The following is a 19,308-nucleotide window of genomic DNA, read 5'->3' as shown; positions in this document are numbered from 1 at the left end:
CGGCCGAGGCGCCAAGGACCGCCCATCTTGTGCGCGGGGAGGGAGCGGTGGCCGCGTGAGGATGGTGCGGGAGCTGCGTTCGGCGCCGTGGCCGCAGCGGTGGTCCGGCGCGACCACCTCGCCGCGTCCACTGTGGACATCCGCGGAAGGCTAAGCCTGGCCGGTCAGCAGGTTGATGAGGCTGTGCGGGGTCCTCTCGCCGAAGCACAGGTCGAAGTCTCGGGCCGCCTCGGTCGCGGCCTCTGCGCTGCGGGGGAACAACGCCCGCTCGTACTCGGCCAGTGCGGCCTCCACGTCGTCCGCGTGGGCGGCGATCGCCCGGCCCAGGTCGGCGCCGTCCTGCATGGCGAGGTTGGCTCCTTCGCCGTTCGGGACCGACAAGTGGGCCGCGTCGCCCAGTAGGGTTACTCCTGGGGTGCGTGGCCAGCTGTGGCCGGGCGGCAGGGTGTTGATCGGGCGCAGGACCGGGGGCGTCTCGCCGTCGGTGATTAAGGCCGTCAGTTCCGGGGCCCAGCCCTCGAATTCCGCCGCGATCTGGGCCGTGGCCGCGGCCCCGTCGGCGAAGTCCGTGAACCAGTCCTGTGGCTTGGACAGCACCACGTACGTGTGGAGCGTGCCGCCCGATTCGCGGTGGGCCTGGATGCCCTTGCCCGGCTCCGGCGCGAACAGCGCCCCTCCCCCGGCCGCCTTCGCGGTCGACGGGTGGCGGGTGTCGGCGTCGAACAGGAACGTCTCGACGAACGATGTGCCGACGTACTCCGGGACCGCGGCCGACACCAGGGGGCGGATGCGGGACCACGCGCCGTCCGCGCCGACGAGCAGGCCGGTGGTCGCCGTCGTGCCGTTGGCGAACGTCAGCTCGTGGCGGCCGTCGCCGAGGGGGCGGGCGCCGGTGACCTTGTGGCCCCAGCGGACCGTGTCCGCGGGCAGTGAGTCCAGCAGGAGCCCGCGCAGCTCGCCGCGCTGGACCTCGGGGCGGGTGCCCGTGCCGTCGTCCGGCTCGTCGAGCAGGACCTTGCCGGTGCGGTCCAGGATCCGCGTCGCTTCGCGGCCTTCGAGGATCAAGGCGCGGAAGCCGTCGGTCAGGCCCGCCGCCTCGAGGGCCGGCTGGCCGTTGCGCTCGTGGATGTCGAGCATCCCGCCCTGCGTCCGCGCCGACGGCGAGCTCTCCGCTTCGTAGACCGTGACCGGGATTCCGTGTACGTGCAGGACGCGGGCGAGCGTGAGCCCGCCGAGCCCGGCGCCGACGACCACCACGGGGTCAGTCATCGCGACTCCTCTCTTTGGAATGTCGTTCCAATCTTGGAACGGCGTTCCAGACATGTCAAGATGAGGCATGGCACAACGGCGCGCGGAAGCCCTCTCGCGGGCGCGCATCATCGAGACGGCGGTCGAGCTCCTCGACGCCGACGGCGAGAGCGGGTTGACGTTCCGGGCGCTGACCGAGCGCCTCGCCACCGGCCCCGGCGCGATCTACTGGCACGTGGCGAACAAGGGCGAGCTGCTCGACGCCGCGACCGGCGCGGTGGTCGCGGCCGCGCTGGCCGTCGAGCGTGCCGCCGAATCACCCCAGGACGAGGTCCGCGCCGTCGCGCTCGGCCTCTTCGACGCGATCGAGGACCACCCGTGGCTCGCCGCGCAGCTCTCGGCGCAGCTGTCACGCGGCCCGGCGGGCCCGGTCGCGCCGAAGATCTTCGAGAGCATCGGACGGCACGTCCGCGACCTCGGCGTGCCGAAGGGCAGCTGGTTCACGGCGACCTCGGCGCTCGTGCACTACGTCCTCGGCGCCGCCGGCCAGAACGCGGCGAACGCGCGCGTCGTCAAGGCCGGCACCGACCGCAGCGAGTTCCTCGACGCCGTTTCGACGGCGTGGGAAGCACTCGACGCCGAGGAGTACCCCTTCGCCCGTGCGGTCGCCGAGGAGATGCGCGACCACGACGACCGCGAGCAGTTCCTGGCGGGCGTCGACCTCATCCTGACCGGGATCGGCACGGTCCATGCGCTGGATTAGACGTCAGCGCACCAGCCTCGCCAGCGGACCGGCCAGGTCGCCGCGGGAACCCACCGCGACGCCGGACAGGCCGAGCCACTCCGCCATGTGCCGCAGCTCCGCCGCCAGTTCCGGGAGCACGCGCGCCACGTCCGCGCCCTCCTCCGCGAAGGCGCCCTGGACCCGCAGGACGCCCGCCGCGCGGTCGGACTTCAGGTCCACCCGCGCGACCAGTTCGCCGTCCAGCAGGAACGGGAACACGTAGTAGCCGTACACACGCTTCGGCTCCGGGACGTAGATCTCGATCCGGTAGTGGAACCCGAAGAGCCGCTCGGTGCGGGCGCGTTCCCAGATCAGCGGGTCGAACGGGCACAGCAGCGCCCGGCCGGTCACCGAACGCGGCGTGCGGGCTTCGGCGTGCCGGTACGCCACCGCCTTCCAGCCGCGGACCGAAACCGGCTCCAGGACACCGGATTCGACCAGCTCCGCCACCGCCTGGCGCGCCGGGGCCGGGCCGAGGCGGTAGTAGTCGCGCAGGTCCGTCTCCGTCGCGACGCCCAACGCGCGCGCCGAGCGCTCGATCAAGCCGCGCGCGCCCTCCTCCGCCGAGACCGTGCGCGCCAGGACGTCCGGCGGGACCACCCGCTCGGTCAGGTCGTAGAGCCGCTCGAACGACCGGCGCGTGCCCGTCGTCAGCTGGCCGATGCCGAACAGGTACTCGCAGACGCGCTTGACCTCCGACCGCTCCCACCACGAGCCGGGCCCGCGCCGCTGCGCATCCGCCTCGACTTCGCGCTCGATGCCGCCCGCGCCGATCGGGCCGAGTTCCTTGACCACCGAAAGGATCTCGTCGACCAGCCCCGGCGACTTCTCGATCAGCGGGCCGTAGTGCTTCCACCAGCCGTCCCGCTTCGCGCCCGAGCGGATCAGCGGCCAGTCCTCGACCGGCAGCAGGCTCGCCTCGTGCGCCCACGTCTCCACCAGCATGCGCGGCTGACGGGCCGAGTGCGCCCACGCCGCCGCGTCCAGCAGCGCGGGCTCGTACGCGCCCAGCCGCGAGAACACCGGCATGTAGTGCGCCCGGACGGCGACGTTCACCGAGTCGAGTTGCAGCAGCTGGACGCGCGAAAGCACGCGTTTCAGGTGCCGCCGGGACGGCTCGCCGGAGGGACGCGGGTCGCTGAAGCCCTGTGCGGCCAGGAAGGTCTTCCGGGCCGTCGAGACGCTGATCGTTTGCATGGTGCCGTCATGGTGCCACCCACCACCGACAAAAACGGGCACCGCTATGTTCACGTCCTATGAGCGACGCCGCCGTCCGCCCCGCCGACCTGTCCGACGCCGCGGAGATCGCCCGCATCCAGCGCGAAACCTGGCACGCCGCCTACGAAGACCTGCTGGGCAAGCAGGCGCTCGCCGAACTGGACGCCGCCGACCTCGCCGGCACCTGGACCGAGACCATCGACTACCCCGGCACCCTCGTCTACGTCGCCACCGAAGGCGAGTACACCGTCGGGTTCTGCGTCGCCGGCCGCGCGCCCGAGGGCGAGATCGCCGCCGCCGACGGCAGCCTGCCCGAAGACGCGGGCAGCACCGGCCTGATCGCCACCCTGCTCGTCGAGCCGCGGTGGGGACGGCGCGGGCACGCCGGACGGCTACTCGCGACGGCCGCCGCGGGCCTGCGGGCCGACGGCGCCGGCCGCGGCATCGCCTGGGTCGCCCAGGGCGACCACGCCACCCTGGCCTTCTACCGCCGGGCCGGCTGGAACCCCGACGGCACGGTCCGCACCCTCGACACCGGCGAGCGCCTGCTCCGCGAGGTCCGGCTCACCGGCACCCTCGACCTGGCGCTCACCTGAGTCGCGGAAGATCACCCAGCGCATCACGGCGTACATGAACACGCCCTCGCAGGCGCCCGCGAGCAGCCGCGAGACGTGGTACTCGACGCCCAGCGCGGTCAGGCCCGCGCCCACACCCAGCAAAAACGCGGCGTAGTTGACGGCGATCGCCACGACGTAAAGCGCAAGCTGGATTCCGACGGCGGCGTGGGAATGGAAGTTGAACGTCCGGTTCAGCGCGAAGCTGAGCCCGAACGCGCAGCCGTAGGCGACCGTGATCGCCAGCCAGAGCGGCCAGCCGAGAAAACCGTGGAAAACGGTCAGCAACCCGAGGTCGACGCCGAACGTCAGACCGTTGATGACGCAGAAGCCGAGAAACGTCGGGGCCACGATCCGCGACAACCCGAACGGCAGTATCCGGACGACGGCCCGGCACAGGGCGCCGAAGCGGTCAGCGGGCGTACGGGATTGCTCGGCGGCCACCTCGTCAGCGTTCCAGCGGGAGGTGACCGGGAGCCGTCCGGCAGGTGATCTTCTGGTGCGGGCCACCGGCCGAAGTGGGGGGCTAACCCCCGTGTTTCCAGGTTTCGAACTGATAACGTGGAGAACGCGAGCGATTTTCGGGAGGTGACACGATGAGCTGGATCCTGCTGACGCTGGGCGTCGCGTTCGGTTCGGCCATCGTGCCGCTGATCAACGCCGAAGTGTTCCTGATCGGGCTGTGCGCGAGCCAGCCCGGCCTGCACTGGCTGTGGCTCGGGGCGGCCGTGGCCGTCGGGCAGATCGCCGGGAAGACGCTCTACTACCTCGCCGCGCGGGGGACGATCAAGCTGCCGAAGCCGTTGCACGACCGGCTGCACCGCGAGCGGCCGATGACCCCGCGGCGGGTGCGCTGGCAGTTGCGGACCAAGCGGTTGCGGGGGTGGGTCGAGCGGCTGCGGGAGCGGTGTCACCGGCACCCGCACTGGATGGCCGGGACGTACGGGGTCAGTTCGCTCGTGGGGTTGCCGCCGTTCATGGCGACCAGCGTGCTGGCGGGGCTGGTGCGGATGCGGCTGGCGACGTTCCTGACCACCGGGCTCGCCGGAAGGTGGATCCGGTTCAGTTTGATAGCGGCTTCACCTGCGGTGTTTGCGGGATGGTTGCACCACTGAGGAAGTTGAGTCGGTCCGAAGGTTGACTGGCTTCAGCTTTTTAGCGAGTCAACCATTGGACGGCGGCCGCGACGGCGACGGCCACGGCGAACGCCCAGCCGCCGATCGGCTGGGTCAGGACCGCCACCAGGAAGCAGAACGCCGCGAAGCCGCGGAGGCCGCTCAGCACGCCTCGCATGGTCGCGACGGCCGCTGCCGGGCCCCCTTGCGCCAGGGCGAAGGCCGCGACGACGGTCGTGCCGGTGGGGAACGGAGCCAGGACGCCGGTGCGGTCCGGACCAAGGCGCCCGGCGGCGGCGGTCAGGACGAGGACGAGTCCGGCGGTCGCCAGCGCCCGGGCGGGGAGGTCCCACCACGGCAGGCTCGGCGGGCCGGTTTCGTCCGACCTGTGCGAGCCCGCTTGTCTTGGCTCGCCCGCCCCACGCAAGCCCGCTTGGCTCGTCCGACACAGTGAGCCCGCTCGTCTCGGCTCGCCCGCCCCGCGCGAGCCCGCTCGTCTTGGCTCGTCCGACACAGGTGAGCCCAGCTCCCCGAACACCGGCGAGCGGGCCGGCAGAAGCCGTGTGCCTGCCCAGGCCGCCGCCAGGGCCGAGCCCAGTGCGATCCACGCCGGGACCGGGGCGAACGACAGCGCCAGGTCCGAGGCGAGGCACCCGAGCCATCCCACCAGCACGGTGACCGGCCACCCGCGAGCAAGCCCGACCCGGGCGAACACCACCGCGAACACCGCCAGCGACACCAACCCCGACAGCGATGCCGAAGCCGCCCGGGACGCGAAGGCCGCGCCGTGGTCCAGGTACGTGATCAGCAGGATCGGCCCCGCCACCACCGGCATCGCCACCAGGAGGCCGGCCACTCCCGGGCCCCACCGGCGACCGGCCAGTGAAGAGCCGGCTACCAGCAGCGGGGCCAGGACGAGTTTCAAGACCAGCATCACGGAGTCCAGTCCGCCGGGCTCAGCGAGGCCGCCACCCGCACGAAGCCGCGGACCAGCGGGCCTCCCCCGGCCTTCGGCCACGCCACGACCAGGTCGCTCGGCGGGCGGTCCACCACCGGGACGACGCGCAACCCCGGCGGCAGCGGCTGGCCGAGCGGGGCGAACGCCGAAATCCCGTTCCACAGCGCCGCCTGCAGGCACTCCTGGATCGTCCGCACGACCGGCCCACCGGGCACACCGCTCGTCCAGTACGCCGCCCAGGCCGGGTCGGTGCCGTCCGGGAGGCAGATCCAGCGGCGGCCGGCCAGGTCCGCCGTGGACACCGACGGCCGCCCGGACAGGGGGTCGTCGTCGCGCAGGACCACGCCGGTCCGGACCGGGCGCAGCACGTGGACGCTGATTCCGTTGTCCACGAACGGAGTCCGGGTCAGTGCCACGTCGACCAGGCCCGCGCGCAGTCCCGCCGTCGGGTCGGCGAGGTCGGTCTCGTGGACCCGGACGTCGACGTGCGGGTGGCGTTCGCGGAACAGCGCGACCAGGCGGGCGCCGGCGTGCTCGGCGGTGTCCGCCAGCGTGCCGACCGTCAGGGTCGCCGCGCCCGCCGCGGTGACGCGGTCGCGGATCCGGTCCGCCCGCGCCAGCAGCGCGACCGCCTCGTCGTAGAGCAGCGCGCCCGCGGCGGTGAGCGAGACGCCCTTCGGCGTGCGCTCGAACAACGTCGCGCCCAGCTCGTCCTCCAGCCCGCGGACCGCACGGCTCAGCGGCGGCTGCGCCATGTGCAGCCGCCCCGCCGCGCGGCCGACGTGCCGCTCCTCGGCCACCGCGACGAAGTACCGGAGCACGCGCAGGTCCATACTCCCACGGTATCGAGTCGACGCAGCCGGTCTTGGACGCCCGCCGCCGCGCAGACCGATGATCAGGGGCATGGACCTCAGGATCGGGTGCTTCCGCTACGACACCACCAGCCGGCTGTTCGAAACGACCACCGTGGAAACCGCCGATACGCTGCCGGAGATCTTCGAACGGCTGATCCGCGGGAACGAATTCGACGTCGCCGAACTCGGCCTCACGTTCTACCTGCGCCTGCTCGAAGAGGACACGCCCTTCGTCGCGTTGCCGATCTTCCCCAACCGGGTGTTCCGGCACTCCTGCGTCTTCGTCAACACCCACGCCGGCATCACCGGGCCGGGTGACCTCACCGGCCGGACCATCGGCGAATTCGGCACCTACGGCCAGGACTCGGGCGTCTGGGCCAAAGGCATCCTGATGGACGAGTACGGCTTCGAGCCCGAGGCGAACCGGTGGGTGATCGGCGGGCTCGAACACCCGTCGGCGCCCTTCGGCTTCGTCCCGCACCCGCACCCGCCGGCCCTCGACGTCACCACCGCCGGGGACGGCAAGACGCTGAGCGACATGCTCGACGCCGGCGAGCTCGACGCGCTGTTCTCCGCCAACGTCCCGCAGTGCGTGCTCGACGGCTCCCCGAACGTCGCCCGCCTGTTCCCGGACTTCGTGGCGCGAGAGCGCGAATACCACCGCCGCACCGGGATCTTCCCGATCATGCACACGGTCGTCGTCCGGCGGGAGCTCCTGCGGGAGGACCCCGGCCTGGCCCGTCGCGTCTACGCGGAGTTCGAAGCCGCGAAGGACGCCGCCGCGGCGCGCTACCGCCGGAACCGGCGGCTCTACCAGGTGCAGACCATGGTCCCGTGGGCGAACGCGCTGGTCGACGAAACTCTCGCCCATTTCGGCGAAAACTGGTGGCCCTACGGGATTTCCGCCAACCGCGTGACCCTCGAGACCTACCTCAGGTACCACTACGAGCAGGGGCTGTCGTCCCGGCTCTGGCGGCTCGAAGAGATCTTCGCGCCGGAGCTACTCGGCACCTGAGCGGTCGGCGGCTTCCAGCTCCACCGCCCGTTTCATCGTCTCGCGGGCCCGGCGCCGGTCGCCCGCGATGTCGTACGCGTAGGCCAGCTTGTACCAGGCCCGCCAGTTCTCCTGATCCGCTTCGACCTCCGCGCGGCGGTCTTGGAACCACGCGTCGGCCGCGTCGCGGTCCACGCGGCCCGAGGGCCTGCGGGGCAGGTCCGAGACGTCCGGGAGCTCGCCCTCGGCGTCCAGACGCCGCGAGAGCCGCTGGATCTGCAGGCCGTTGCGCCAGGTCACGACGACGATCCAGATGCCGAGCAGCGGCAGCAGCAGCACGCCGACGCCCAGCGCGATCCCCGCGCCCGTCCCCGACGCGAACAGCGCGAACGCCCGGTCGGCGAGCAGGACCAGGTAGACGACGAGCGCCGCCGTCATCAGCAGCGCGACGTTGCGGGCCTTCACAGGTCGAGGACGTTTTCCAGGCCGACCGTCAGGCCGGGGCGCTTCAGCACCTCGCGCACGCCGAGCAGCACGCCCGGCATGAACGACGTCCGGTCGAGGGAGTCGTGGCGGATGGTCAGGGTCTCCCCCTCGCCGCCGAACAGGATCTCCTCGTGGGCGACCAGGCCCGGCAGGCGGACCGAGTGGACGTGGACGTCCTCGACCGAAGCGCCGCGGGCGCCGTCCAGCTCGGACGTCGTCGCGTCCGGGCCCGGCGTCACGCCCGCCTCGGCCCGCGCAGCGGCGATCATCCGGGCGGTGTGCGCGGCGGTGCCCGAAGGCGCGTCGGCCTTGCGGTTGTGGTGCAGCTCGATGATCTCGGCGGAGGCGTAGAACTTCGCCGCCTGGGCCGCGAACCGCATGGCCAGCACCGCGCCGAGGGCGAAGTTCGGCGCGATCAGCACACCCAGCGACGGCTTCGGCTCCAGCAAGGCACGCAAGGAGGCCAGCCGCTCCTCGCTGAAGCCCGTGGTGCCGACGACCGCGTGGACGTCGTGCTCCACCAGGTACTTCAGGTTGTCCATCACGGCGTCGGGGTGGGTGAAGTCCACGACCACCTGCGCCTCGGCGAGCGCCGAGAAGTCGTCGCCCGCGTCCAGCGCCGCGACGACCTTCATGTCGCCCGCGCTTTCCACGGCCTTCACCACCGTCGCGCCCATCCGGCCCCGGGCACCGAGCACACCGACGTTGATGGTCATGAAGCGATCACCTCGTGCAGGTCGTCAGGAAGGTCGTCGGCGTGAGCGTACGGCCCGACGACCGCCGCCGCCGTGACCCCGCCCGGGCGCGCGAACAAAGTGCGAGCGAGCGCACACACGTCCTCGGTGGTCACCGCGTCGATGCGCGCGATCGTGTCGTCGACGCCCAGGTAGCGGCCGTAGTTGAGCTCGGTCTTGCCGATCCGTGACATCCGCGACGACGTGTCCTCGAGGCCCAGCACCAGCCCGCCGCGCAGCTGGCCCTTCGCGCGGGCCACCTCGGCGTCGGTCAGGCCGTCGACGCCGACCTTGTCGAGCAGCTCGCGGATGACGCCGGCGACGTCGCCGAGCTTCTCCGGCTGGCAGCCCGCGTACACGGCCATGTGGCCGGTGTCGGCGTAGCTCGCGACCGACGAGTACACCTGGTAGGCCAGCCCGCGCTGCTCCCGGATCTCCTGGAACAGCCGCGAGCTCATGCCGCCGCCGAGGGCCGCGTTGAGCACCGACAGCGCGAAGCGCCGCTCGTCGTGGCGCGACAGCGACCGCAGGCCCAGCATGACGTGCGCCTGCTCGGTGTCGTCGGTGTGCAGCGCCAGCTTCGGCACGGTCTTGATCCGGGCGCGGCCCTCGCGCGGCGCGACCGGCGTCGCGGTCCCGTTCAGGCGGTCTTTGAGCGCCTTGCGCACCAGGCGCAGCACCTGGTTGTGGTCGACGTTCCCGGCCACGGCCAGCACCATCCGCGGCAGGGTGTAGCGGCGCTTGTAGAAGCTCCGCAGCGCGGACGGCGACATCTCGATGATCGACTTCTCGGTGCCGAGCACCGGGCGGCCGAGCACGTGGTCGCCGAGGATCGCGCTGACGAACGTCTCGTGCAGCAGGTCTTCGGGGTCGTCGTCGCGCATCGAAATCTCTTCGAGGACGACGCTGCGCTCCATGTCCATGTCGCGGTCGGTGCACAGCGCCTCGAACACGACGTCGGTGACCAGGTCCACGGCCAGCGGGAGGTCGGCGTCGAGCACCTGCGCGTAGTAGCAGGTGTGCTCCTTCGCCGTGAAGGCGTTGAACTCGCCGCCGACCGCGTCGATCTCCTCGGCGATCTGCTTGGCGTCGCGGTTCTTCGTGCCCTTGAACAGCAGGTGCTCGAGGTAGTGCGCGGCACCGGCGACGGCGACCGGCTCGTCGCGGGAGCCGATGCCGACCCACAGCCCGACCGTGGCCGAGCGGGACGCCGGGACGTGCTCGGTGATCACGCGCAGGCCGCCGGGCAGCACGCTGCGCTTGACGACCGCACCGTCCGGAGTGGACTCGAGCGTGCGGGTGGTGCCGACGGGCTGTTCGTGCCCGGAAACCTGCCGTGCCATGGGTTCCTTACTCACGATGCCGCGAAGGCCCCCTGCCGCCGGCGGTCGTGAGTGTTTAGTCGGGTTCTAACCCGACTAAACACTCACGACCCGCACCGAGCGGATCAGGAGGCCTTCACGCTGACTGGACTTGCTTACGCGTCGGCCTTCTCGGCGTCGGCGGCGGGGGCGTCGGCTGCGGGAGCCTCGTCCTCCTTGACGACGATCAGGCTGATCTTGCCGCGGTTGTCGATGTCGGCGATCTCGACGCGGAGCTTGTCGCCCACGTTGACGACGTCCTCGACCTTGGCGATCCGCTTGCCGTTGCCCAGCTTGGAGATGTGGACCAGGCCGTCCTTGCCCGGCAGCAGCGAGACGAACGCGCCGAACGCGGCCGTCTTCACCACGGTGCCGAGGAAGCGCTCGCCGACCTTGGGCAGCTGCGGGTTGGCGATGGCGTTGATCAGGTCGATCGCCGCCTCCGCCGACGGGCCGTCGGCCGCGCCCACGTAGATCGTGCCGTCGTCCTCGATGGAGATGTCGGCACCGGTCTGCTCGGTGATCGAGTTGATCATCTTGCCCTTCGGGCCGATGACCTCGCCGATCTTGTCCACCGGGATCTTCACGCTGGTGACGCGCGGCGAGTACGGGCTCATCTCGTCCGGGCCGTCGATCGCCTCGGCGATGACCTCCAGGATGGTGAGGCGAGCGTCCTTCGCCTGCTTCAGCGCGGCGGCGAGCACCTCGGAGGGGATGCCGTCGAGCTTCGTGTCCAGCTGCAGGGCGGTGATGATGTCCTTGGTGCCGGCGACCTTGAAGTCCATGTCGCCCATGGCGTCCTCGGCCCCGAGGATGTCGGTCAGCGCGACGTAGCGGGTCTCGCCGTCGACCTCGTCGGAGATGAGGCCCATCGCGATGCCCGCGACCGGCGCCTTCAGCGGCACGCCGGCGTTGTACAGGCCCATCGTGGACGCGCAGACCGAGCCCATCGAGGTCGAGCCGTTGGAGCCCAGCGCCTCGGAGACCTGGCGGATCGCGTACGGGAACTCGTCACGCTTCGGCAGCACCGGGACCAGGGCGCGCTCGGCGAGCATGCCGTGGCCGATCTCGCGCCGCTTCGGCGAACCGACGCGGCCGGTCTCGCCGGTGGAGAACGGCGGGAAGTTGTAGTGGTGCATGTAGCGCTTGTGCGTCTCCGGGGACAGCGAGTCGATCTGCTGCTCCAGGCGAAGCATGTTCAGCGTGGTGACGCCCAGGATCTGGGTTTCGCCGCGCTCGAACAGCGCCGAACCGTGCGCCCGCGGGATCACGGCGACCTCGGCCGCGAGCGACCGGATGTCGGTGAGGCCGCGGCCGTCCATGCGGATCTTGTCCGTGAGGACGCGCTTGCGCATGATCTGCTTGGACAGCGCCTTGAACGCGGCGCCGATCTCCTTCTCGCGGCCCGCGAAGGCTTCGCCCTCGCCGATGCCGACCTTCTCCAGGACGGCGGCCTTGACCTCGTCGGTCGCGGCGTCACGGGCCTGCTTGCCGGCGATCTGGAGCGCGTTCGCCAGGTCGTCGGTCGCGATCGCGGCGACGGCGTCGTAGGCGTCCTGCTGGTAGGCCGGGAAGACCGGGAACTCGCCGGTCGGCTTGGCGGCGACGTCGGCCAGCTCCTGCTGGGCCTGGCACAGCACCTTGATGAACGGCTTGGCGGCCTCGAGGCCCTCGGCGACCGAGACCTCGTCCGGCGCCTTGCCGCCGTCGGCGATCAGGTCGAGCGTGTGCTCGGTGCCCTCGGCCTCGACCATCATGATCGCGACGTCGTCACCGACGATGCGGCCGGCGACGACCATGTTGAAGGTCGCCTTCTCCAGCTGCGACCAGGTCGGGAACGCGACCCACTGGTCTTCGATCAGGGCGACGCGCACGCCGCCGACCGGGCCCGAGAACGGGAGGCCGGCGATCTGGGTCGACGCCGAAGCGGCGTTGATGGCCAGCACGTCGTACGGGTCGTCCGGGTTGAGGCTCTGGACGGTGATGACGACCTGGATCTCGTTGCGGAGACCGTCGGCGAACGACGGGCGCAGCGGCCGGTCGATCAGGCGGCAGGTCAGGATCGCGTCGGTCGAGGGACGGCCCTCGCGGCGGAAGAACGCGCCGGGGATGCGGCCGGCCGCGTACATGCGCTCCTCGACGTCCACCGTCAGGGGGAAGAAGTCGAAGTGGTCCTTCGGGTGCTTCGACGCGGTCGTCGCCGAGAGCAGCATGGTCTCTTCGTCGAGGTACGCGACGACGGCGCCGGCGGCCTGCTTGGCCAGGCGGCCCGTCTCGAAGCGGACGGTGCGGGTGCCGAACCGGCCGTTGTCGATCACGGCTTCGGTCTCGTGCACGGTGACTCCGGTGGAGTCGGTCATGGATGTTTCTCCTCTTTGGTTCCTTCAGTCGGCGCGAGTCTCCCACCCTGGGACCCATTTCGCCTGAGGACGCTCGAGGAGTGGTGCCGGTCTTCGATCGAAGCCCCCGGGACTCTTCCCGGGAACCACTACCGAGGACCGGCGGACGGGATCCTCGTGCGCGCTCGCGCCGTTGTTTCCGTACTTGCACCGAGGGGGAGCAGCCGCCGGCCGCTCCCCCTCGGTTTCGAGCTATCGGCGCAGGCCGAGGCGCTGGATCAGCGCACGGTAACGCTCGATGTCCACCTTCATCACGTAGTTCAGCAGCCGGCGGCGACGGCCGACCAGCAGCAGGAGCCCGCGACGCGAGTGGTGGTCGTGCTTGTGAGCCTTGAGGTGCTCGGTGAGGCCGACGATCCGCTTGGTCAGCAGCGCGACCTGGGCCTCGGGGGATCCGGTGTCCGAGTCGTGCACGCCGTACTCGGCCAGGATCGACTTCTTGTCTTCGGTGGACAGCGCCACTTGTGTTGCTCCTCGAAATAATCAGTGCCGTGCGGCCCCGGGCGTGGATGCACGCCGGGAAGACGGTCACGGCCGCCACGGACTGCAGCCGGACCCGCTCGTGAGGTTACCAGTCGGCTGAACAGCGGCTTCAGGCGCCGTCCAGCTCGAACACCCGCGCCACCCGGTAGCGGGGACCACCCGGCTCGCGCTCGCTGACCACGAGCGCCACCTCGGCGGCGTGCCACTGCCGGCTCGTGAAGCCGGCCAGCTTCTCCTTCCAACGCGCGGCGAGCCCCGGTTCTTCCCGGGGGAACCTCGCGAGCGTCAGGTGGGCCGTGTACGGCCTCGCCTCGGCGTCGGCGCCCGCGGCGTGCGCGAGCGGCGTCAGCTCCGGTCCGGCGGCAGTCAACCACAGCACCCCGGGGAACGTCGCGGCCTTTTCCAGCCGGACGCCGGCGCCCGCCCGCCCGGCCAGGCGCTCCCCCAGCCAGGCCGCCCGGGTCTCGACGTCGTCCTGACCGTAGTAGGCGAGCGTGACGTGCCAGCGCTCCGGCGGCTCCCAGCGGAGCCCGCCGCCCGGCTCGCCCACGGCTTCGGCGACCGCCGCGACGACGTCGTCCGGCGGCAGCAGCGCGCTGAACAGGACCGGCATCAGGAGCCGTTGCCCGCCCGGCGGAGCAGGTCGGCGATGGCCGGGAACTCGTCGTCGAGGCGCTTGGCGGCCTCGCCGAGGTCTTCGTCCTCGGCCAGGTCCCGCAGGTAGGCGAGGACCTTCGCGTCCTCGTTGACCACCGGGATGTTGTCGCGGCCGACGGTCGGGCGGGAGTCGCGGACGTCCTCCATCGCGGCCAGCATCGCGTCGCGGTTGCCGGCGGCGACCTCGGGCACCAGGATCTTGCGCTCGAGCATGATCATCCTGGCCAGCACGACCGGGTTGCCGATCTTCGCCCGCCGCCCGCTCATCACCTGGCTGAGCATGGGGGCGCTGATCCCGAGGACTTCGGCCAAGAACGCCTGCGAAACGTCGAACGCCACGACGAGCCGGCGCACGCGGTCGCCGAGCGGCTCCCCGTACCACTCGCGCTGCAACGCGATGTTCCGCTGGACGATCTTGTGGTCCTCCACCAGTTCCGCTCCCCTAAAACCCGCTTGGCCGGACGGCCTGCGAGCACCGTCCGTGAGCATCTTGCCATCGCCGTCCGGCGCGTGACCGCGAAATCCCCTATTCGTCCCCGGTCGGGGCGTCCGAGGGCACTTCGAGTGCCTTTCTCGTCTCGATCACGTCTTCGTCGATCTGCGTGACGAGCCCGGCCGAGTCGGCGAAGCGGACCTGGTCACGCAGCCGCGTCACGAAGTCGATCGCCACGTGCTGGCCGTAGAAGTCTTCGTCGACGTCGAGGACGAACGCCTCGACGGTCCGCTCGCGCCCGGAAAACGTCGGGTTCGTGCCCACCGACACCGCGGCGCGCAGCCGGCGCGACGGGTCCGCCGAGCGGGTGAACCACGCGCTGTACACGCCGTCGGCCGGGACGGCGGCGAAGCGCGGCGTCGACAGGTTCGCCGTCGGGTAGCCCAGCTCGTGGCCGCGGCCGTCGCCGCGGACGACGATGCCCTCCAGGCGGTGCGGGCGGCCGAGCGCCTCCGCCGCCGCGACGACGTCACCGGCGTCGATGCACGACCGGACGTACGTGCTGGAAAAGGTGATCGCCGATTGGTCCTCTTCGGACAGTTCCTTGCCCTGCAGTTCCGCGCCGTAGGCGGCGAAGCCGAAGCGGCGGCCGAGGGTGCGCAGCATCGCGACGTCGCCGGCGGCCTTGGCGCCGAAGGTGAAGTTGTCGCCGACGATCACCGCGGCCGCGTGCAGGCGGTCGACGAGGACCTCGTGCACGAACTCCTCCGGCGCCAGCCGGGACAGCTCCAAGGTGAACGGCAGCACGCAGAAGACGTCGACGCCGAGGCTCTCGACGATTTCCGCCTTGCGCCGCAACGTGGTCAGCTGCGCCGGGTGGCTGCCCGGGCGCAGCACCTCCGACGGGTGCGGGTCGAACGTCAGCATGACGCTCGGCAGCCCCCGTTCGGCCGCCGCGGCCACGGTCCGGCTGATCAGCTCCTGGTGCCCGCGATGCACCCCGTCGAACACGCCGATGGTGACCACGCACCGGCCCCAGCCGCCGGGAAGGTCCCCCAGCCCACGCCACCGCAGCACGTCGCACTCCCGTCTCTGTAAGGCCCACCCTAGGCGGGCAGCAACACCACCACCGCGCGGGACACGCCTTGTTCGTCCGCGGCCAGCGCGAGGACCCGGCCGTCGGGTCCGAAGAGCCCGTAGGTGCCTTCGAGCCCGGCCGCGGGGATGCGCTGCCCGTGCCGGACCGCCTTCGCCGTGGCCGCGTCCAGGTCGCGCCTCGGGAAGGCGGCGGCGACGGCGGCGTCGAGGTCCAGGCTCAGCTCGGGCTGCTCCTCGAGCTGGTCGAGGGTGCGGGCCTTGGCCAGCGTGAAGGGGCCGACCGTGGTGCGCCGCAACGCCTTCAGGTGCCCGCCGCAGCCGAGGTCCGCGCCGAGGTCGCGGGCCAGCGCGCGGACGTAGGTGCCGGACGAGCACTCGACGACGGCGTCGAGCTCGACGTGGTCCTCCTCGTGCCGGACGGCCAGGACGTCGAAGCGGTAGACGGTGACCGGGCGCGCCGGGATGACGACGTCTTCGCCGGCGCGGACGCGGGCGTAGGCGCGCTTGCCGTCGATCTTGACCGCGCTGACCGCGCTCGGCACCTGCTGGATGTCGCCGGTCAGCTTCGCGACGCCTTCGGCGATGCCGTCGTCGGTGACCTTCCCGGTGTCCCCGGTCGTGAGGACTTCGCCCTCGGCGTCGTCGGTCGTGGTGCTGCTGCCGAGGCTCAGGGTGGCCAGGTAGGTCTTGCGGTCCAGCGCCAGGTGGCCGAGCAGCTTGGTGGCGCGCTCGATGCCGAGCACCAGCACGCCGGTCGCCATCGGGTCGAGCGTGCCGGCGTGCCCGACCTTGCGGGTGCCCATGATGCGGCGAGCGCGGGCGACGACGTCGTGCGACGTCATCCCGGCGGGCTTGTCGACGATCAGCAGACCGGGCGGCGGGGCGGGACGGCGGGGCGGTTTGGGGCTCGACACGCGGCAAACCCTAGCGGCCGCCGATTGGGGAACGATCAGGCCGTTCAGGCGGCGACGATCGGCGTCTCCGGTAGTGCGGCGTCCCAGCGGCGGCGCGTGATCCGGACCGGCAGCTCCTCGCCGCGGGCCTCGGCCAGGAACAGGTGGGCGCGGGTGCGGCGCCACCAGACGAGCATCCGGGAGGTGCCCACGGCGAGGATCGCGACGATCGCCAGCAGCGACAGCCGGAAGTTCCCGCCGGTCCACTCCAGCAGCACGCCGACGGCGAGCGCGGCGATCGTGGTCGCCACGAACCCGCCGACGTTGACCACGCCGGTCGCGGTGCCGACACGGGAGAGCGGGTTGTAGTCGCGGGCGAGCGCGAACCCGATCATCGACGCCGGGCCGCCGAGGGCGAGGAAGGCGAACGCGGGCACGAGCACCGGCACCGGAACGGTGCCGGGCCAGCTCAGCAGCACCGCCCAGATCAGCGCGGCCCCGCCGATGTACCCGCCGACCAGCGGCATCCGCAGCGACGGGTGCCTGCCGATCACGCCGCCGAGCAGCGGCCCGCCCGCCATCGACCCGAAGACGAACACGGTGAGCAGCGCGCTCGCGGCGGCCTTCGACTGCCCTTGGCCCTGGACCAGCCAGGGGACGCCCCACAGCAGCGTCAGCGCGTTCGGGGCGAACATCGTGCTGAAGTGGACCCAGAAGCCCAGCCGCGTCCCCGGCGTCCGCCAGGCTTCGGCGACCTGGTGGGCGAGCTGGCGCGGGCGGACCTGCTCGCGGGCGGGCTGCGCTTCGCCGTCCGGGACGTCCCGGACCCGCAGCGCCACGACCAGCGTGTAGAGCACGGTGAGGGCACCGACGGCGAGGAAGGTGGGGGTCCAGCCGGAGACGTCGAGCAGCAGCGACAGCGGAACGGTGGCGGCGAGGTTGCCGATGTAGCCGACGGCGGCGGTGAACGACGTCAGCAGCGCGTACTGGCGGCCCGGGAAGTGGGCCGCGACCAGGCGCAGCACGCTGACGAAGGTCAGCGCGTCGCCGAGTCCGAGGACGCCGCGGGCGAGCAGGCCGAGGCCGTAGGAGTGCGCGATGCCGAGCAGGAGCTGCCCGGCCCCGAGGATCAGCACGGCGGCGATGAGGACGCGACGGGGACCGTAGCGGTCGACCAGGACCCCGGTCGGGATCTGCATCGCGGCGTAGACGCCGACCTGGAGGACGGTGAAGGTGCCGAGCGCGGCGGCCCCGACTCCGAACCGTTCGGCCGCCTGCAGCCCGGCGACGCCGAAGGAGGTGCGGTGGAAGACCGCGAGGAGGTAGACGGTGACGGCGGCGAGCCAGATGAGCCAGGACCGTGCGGTGGCGCGGCCGGTGGCGGGCGGCACGATGACCTCCAGGGGTTCGGCGGTGTTCGGGGCGTGGAACGCCTGCGCTGCCGTCCCTACTACTTGTATCGCCTAAGCAACGGCGAAACATAGCCGTTATCCGGGTGGTTTTCGCCACAGGGTCGGGGGCGTCACACGTGGTCAGGGTGTTGCCGGGGGGCGTCGCTCGGACGGGTGAACGGGGCGGCCCGCGGTCGTGGGGGCAGCCGGGCACAGAGCGGGTCAGGCCGGGCGGATCGCGCCCGTCACCGCCCAGGTGCCGGAGCGCCAGCGGGCCACCACGAACGCCAGCCGGATCACCATGAACAGCGACAGCCCGGTCCAGATCCCCGTCAGGCCCCAGCCGAAGCCCAGGGACGCCCAGATCAGCGGCAGGAAGCCCAGCGCCGCGCTGCCGAGGGTCGCGTTGCGGAGGAAGGCCGCGTCGCCAGCGCCGAGCAGCACTCCGTCCAGGGCGAACACCACCCCCGCGATCGGCTGCAGGGCCACGAAGAACCACCATGCGTGCGGGATCTCCGCCAGTACGCCCGGGTCGGACGTGAACGCGTGCGGCAGCACCCACGACAGCGCCGCGAACAGCACGCACAGGAAGCACCCCAGCAGCAGCCCGTACGCCGTGATCTGGTTGGCGACCCCGCGGGCCTGCCGCGCCGAGTTCGCTCCCAAGGCCGCGCCGACCAGCGACTGCGCCGCGATCGCCACCGAGTCCAGGACCAGCGCGAGGAACGTCCACAGCTGCAGCACCACCTGGTGGGCGCCGACCGCTTCGGTCGACGTGCGGGCCGCGACCGCCGCCGCCGAGACGAAGCACGCCTGGAACGCCAGGCTGCGCAGGACCAGGTCGCGGCCCAGGCCGAGCTGGGCGCGCATCACCTTGAAGTCCGGGCGCAGCCCCACCTTCTCCTTCACCAGCGCCGCGAAGAACAGCGCCGCCGAGATCACCTGCGCGACGACGTTCGCGATCGCCGAGCCCTCCAGGCCGAGCCCGGCCCCGTAGACGAGCACCGGGCACAGCACGGCCGAGATCCCGTTGCCCGCCAGCACGTACCGCAACGGCTTCGCGGCGTCCTGCACCCCGCGCATCCAGCCGTTGCCCGCCATCGTGACGAGGATCAGCGGCGCCCCGAACAGCGCGATCCGCAGCCACGACACGGCCGCGGACGCGATCTCGTCGCTGCCCGAGAGCGCGCGGGCGATCGGCCACGCCAGCAGCTGCCCGGCGCCGAGCACGAAGAACCCGACGAACAGCGCCAGCCACGTCGCCTGGACGCCTTCGCGGACCGCGTCCGCCCGGCGGCCAGCACCGTGCAGGCGCGCCGTGCGGGACGTCGTGCCGTAGGACAGGAACGTCAGCTGGCTCGACACCTGCGCCAGCACCACCCCGCCGAGCGCGAGGCCCGCCAGCGACAGCGCGTCGAGGTGCCCGACCACGGCGGTGTCGACCAGCACGTACAGCGGCTCGGCGGCCAGCACCCCCAGCGCGGGCACGGCCAGGCCCAGCACGCGCTTCGCCGGCACCCGCTCGGTCTCCTCCACGTTCACCACGAACCGGACTCTAACCGCCCCCACCGACAGTCCTGACCGGCGG

At 71.8% G+C, this 19,308-nt stretch carries 19 protein-coding genes and 1 pseudogene; 4 read left to right on the top strand and 16 right to left on the bottom strand.

The window, feature by feature from the left end:
• Positions 1-150: 150 nt before the first annotated feature.
• Complete coding sequence (locus SD460_RS20600) at positions 151-1,269, bottom strand: FAD-dependent oxidoreductase (RefSeq protein WP_290055075.1); 1,119 nt, start codon at positions 1,267-1,269, stop codon at positions 151-153.
• A gap of 67 nt (positions 1,270-1,336) precedes the next feature.
• On the opposite strand from SD460_RS20600, the gene SD460_RS20595 reads away from it, so the two are divergent.
• Positions 1,337-2,011 carry a TetR/AcrR family transcriptional regulator gene (locus SD460_RS20595; RefSeq protein ID WP_318306520.1) on the top strand — a complete coding sequence of 225 codons (675 nt, stop codon included), beginning with the start codon at positions 1,337-1,339 and terminating at the stop codon, positions 2,009-2,011.
• Positions 2,012-2,014: 3 nt separating this feature from the next.
• Here the strand turns inward: SD460_RS20595 and SD460_RS20590 are convergent, their stop codons facing one another.
• Complete coding sequence (locus tag SD460_RS20590) at positions 2,015-3,229, bottom strand: winged helix-turn-helix domain-containing protein (RefSeq protein ID WP_290055082.1); 1,215 nt, start codon at positions 3,227-3,229, stop codon at positions 2,015-2,017.
• Positions 3,230-3,288: 59 nt separating this feature from the next.
• On the opposite strand from SD460_RS20590, the gene SD460_RS20585 reads away from it, so the two are divergent.
• The gene (locus SD460_RS20585) at positions 3,289-3,846 is read left to right on the top strand and encodes a GNAT family N-acetyltransferase (protein WP_290055085.1); all 558 of its coding nucleotides are present in this window, start codon (positions 3,289-3,291) and stop codon (positions 3,844-3,846) included.
• 66 nt (positions 3,847-3,912) lie between these two features.
• Here SD460_RS20585 and SD460_RS20580 read toward each other — a convergent pair.
• Positions 3,913-4,215, bottom strand: a pseudogene (locus SD460_RS20580) (GtrA family protein); the annotation flags it as partial.
• A 245-nt stretch (positions 4,216-4,460) separates the two neighbouring features.
• Between SD460_RS20580 and SD460_RS20575 the strand changes: the two are divergent.
• Positions 4,461-4,979: a YqaA family protein gene (locus SD460_RS20575; protein WP_290055088.1), complete on the top strand. Its 519-nt coding sequence runs from the start codon at positions 4,461-4,463 to the stop codon at positions 4,977-4,979.
• A gap of 40 nt (positions 4,980-5,019) precedes the next feature.
• Here SD460_RS20575 and SD460_RS20570 read toward each other — a convergent pair whose 3' ends face one another.
• Complete coding sequence (locus SD460_RS20570; RefSeq protein ID WP_290055091.1) at positions 5,020-5,913, bottom strand: hypothetical protein; 894 nt, start codon at positions 5,911-5,913, stop codon at positions 5,020-5,022.
• Positions 5,913-6,770: a LysR family transcriptional regulator gene (locus SD460_RS20565; protein ID WP_318306519.1), complete on the bottom strand. Its 858-nt coding sequence runs from the start codon at positions 6,768-6,770 to the stop codon at positions 5,913-5,915. The genes SD460_RS20570 and SD460_RS20565 overlap by 1 nt, the downstream gene beginning before the upstream one ends.
• A gap of 70 nt (positions 6,771-6,840) precedes the next feature.
• Between SD460_RS20565 and SD460_RS20560 the strand changes: the two genes are divergently transcribed.
• Positions 6,841-7,806, top strand: coding sequence for a substrate-binding domain-containing protein (locus SD460_RS20560; protein ID WP_290055095.1), 966 nt, complete (start codon positions 6,841-6,843; stop codon positions 7,804-7,806).
• Here the strand turns inward: SD460_RS20560 and SD460_RS20555 are convergent.
• From SD460_RS20555 to SD460_RS20505, 11 genes are all read right to left on the bottom strand, one after another.
• Positions 7,792-8,250, bottom strand: a complete 459-nt coding sequence (locus SD460_RS20555) for a tetratricopeptide repeat protein (RefSeq protein WP_290055097.1) — start codon at positions 8,248-8,250, stop codon at positions 7,792-7,794. The genes SD460_RS20560 and SD460_RS20555 overlap by 15 nt on opposite strands.
• Complete coding sequence (gene dapB / locus SD460_RS20550) at positions 8,247-8,987, bottom strand: 4-hydroxy-tetrahydrodipicolinate reductase (protein ID WP_290055100.1); 741 nt, start codon at positions 8,985-8,987, stop codon at positions 8,247-8,249. The genes SD460_RS20555 and dapB overlap by 4 nt, the downstream gene beginning before the upstream one ends.
• Entirely contained in the window at positions 8,984-10,348 is a 1,365-nt protein-coding gene (locus tag SD460_RS20545) for a M16 family metallopeptidase (protein ID WP_290055103.1), read from the bottom strand. Before SD460_RS20545 ends, dapB begins: the two co-directional genes overlap by 4 nt.
• 134 nt (positions 10,349-10,482) lie before the next feature.
• The gene (locus tag SD460_RS20540) at positions 10,483-12,726 is read right to left on the bottom strand and encodes a polyribonucleotide nucleotidyltransferase (RefSeq protein WP_290055105.1); all 2,244 of its coding nucleotides are present in this window, start codon (positions 12,724-12,726) and stop codon (positions 10,483-10,485) included.
• Between the two features lie 231 nt (positions 12,727-12,957).
• A complete protein-coding gene (gene rpsO / locus SD460_RS20535; RefSeq protein ID WP_155545968.1) occupies positions 12,958-13,227 on the bottom strand; it encodes a 30S ribosomal protein S15 in 270 nt (89 codons plus the stop codon).
• 130 nt (positions 13,228-13,357) lie between these two features.
• Complete coding sequence (thpR, locus tag SD460_RS20530; RefSeq protein ID WP_318306518.1) at positions 13,358-13,861, bottom strand: RNA 2',3'-cyclic phosphodiesterase; 504 nt, start codon at positions 13,859-13,861, stop codon at positions 13,358-13,360.
• Positions 13,861-14,334 (bottom strand): helix-turn-helix domain-containing protein, encoded by a 474-nt coding sequence (locus SD460_RS20525; RefSeq protein WP_086861159.1) that lies wholly within the window; start codon positions 14,332-14,334, stop codon positions 13,861-13,863. The genes thpR and SD460_RS20525 overlap by 1 nt, the downstream gene beginning before the upstream one ends.
• A 97-nt stretch (positions 14,335-14,431) precedes the next feature.
• Entirely contained in the window at positions 14,432-15,415 is a 984-nt protein-coding gene (locus SD460_RS20520) for a bifunctional riboflavin kinase/FAD synthetase (RefSeq protein ID WP_290055116.1), read from the bottom strand.
• A gap of 29 nt (positions 15,416-15,444) precedes the next feature.
• A complete protein-coding gene (truB, locus tag SD460_RS20515) occupies positions 15,445-16,350 on the bottom strand; it encodes a tRNA pseudouridine(55) synthase TruB (protein ID WP_290055119.1) in 906 nt (301 codons plus the stop codon).
• 44 nt (positions 16,351-16,394) lie between these two features.
• Positions 16,395-17,720, bottom strand: coding sequence for an MFS transporter (locus tag SD460_RS20510; RefSeq protein WP_318306517.1), 1,326 nt, complete (start codon positions 17,718-17,720; stop codon positions 16,395-16,397).
• A gap of 222 nt (positions 17,721-17,942) precedes the next feature.
• Positions 17,943-19,262 (bottom strand): MATE family efflux transporter, encoded by a 1,320-nt coding sequence (locus SD460_RS20505; protein WP_318306578.1) that lies wholly within the window; start codon positions 19,260-19,262, stop codon positions 17,943-17,945.
• Positions 19,263-19,308: the final 46 nt, after the last annotated feature.

It is taken from the genome of Amycolatopsis solani (assembly GCF_033441515.1).
GTDB classification, from domain to species: Bacteria; Actinomycetota; Actinomycetes; order Mycobacteriales; family Pseudonocardiaceae; genus Amycolatopsis; species Amycolatopsis solani.
This window is presented reverse-complemented; position numbering and strand designations above follow the sequence as displayed.

Bases quoted from the DNA above. Each gene is read 5' to 3' on its own strand.
- SD460_RS20600 (WP_290055075.1), bottom strand. From the start codon at position 1,269: ATGACTGACCCCGTGGTGGTCGTCGGCGCCGGGCTCGGCGGGCTCACG.
- SD460_RS20595 (WP_318306520.1), top strand. From the start codon at position 1,337: ATGGCACAACGGCGCGCGGAAGCCCTCTCGCGGGCGCGCATCATCGAG.
- SD460_RS20590 (WP_290055082.1), bottom strand. From the start codon at position 3,229: ATGCAAACGATCAGCGTCTCGACGGCCCGGAAGACCTTCCTGGCCGCA.
- SD460_RS20585 (WP_290055085.1), top strand. From the start codon at position 3,289: ATGAGCGACGCCGCCGTCCGCCCCGCCGACCTGTCCGACGCCGCGGAG.
- SD460_RS20575 (WP_290055088.1), top strand. From the start codon at position 4,461: ATGAGCTGGATCCTGCTGACGCTGGGCGTCGCGTTCGGTTCGGCCATC.
- SD460_RS20570 (WP_290055091.1), bottom strand. From the start codon at position 5,913: ATGCTGGTCTTGAAACTCGTCCTGGCCCCGCTGCTGGTAGCCGGCTCT.
- SD460_RS20565 (WP_318306519.1), bottom strand. From the start codon at position 6,770: ATGGACCTGCGCGTGCTCCGGTACTTCGTCGCGGTGGCCGAGGAGCGG.
- SD460_RS20560 (WP_290055095.1), top strand. From the start codon at position 6,841: ATGGACCTCAGGATCGGGTGCTTCCGCTACGACACCACCAGCCGGCTG.
- dapB (WP_290055100.1), bottom strand. From the start codon at position 8,987: ATGACCATCAACGTCGGTGTGCTCGGTGCCCGGGGCCGGATGGGCGCG.
- SD460_RS20545 (WP_290055103.1), bottom strand. From the start codon at position 10,348: ATGGCACGGCAGGTTTCCGGGCACGAACAGCCCGTCGGCACCACCCGC.
- SD460_RS20540 (WP_290055105.1), bottom strand. From the start codon at position 12,726: ATGACCGACTCCACCGGAGTCACCGTGCACGAGACCGAAGCCGTGATC.
- thpR (WP_318306518.1), bottom strand. From the start codon at position 13,861: ATGCCGGTCCTGTTCAGCGCGCTGCTGCCGCCGGACGACGTCGTCGCG.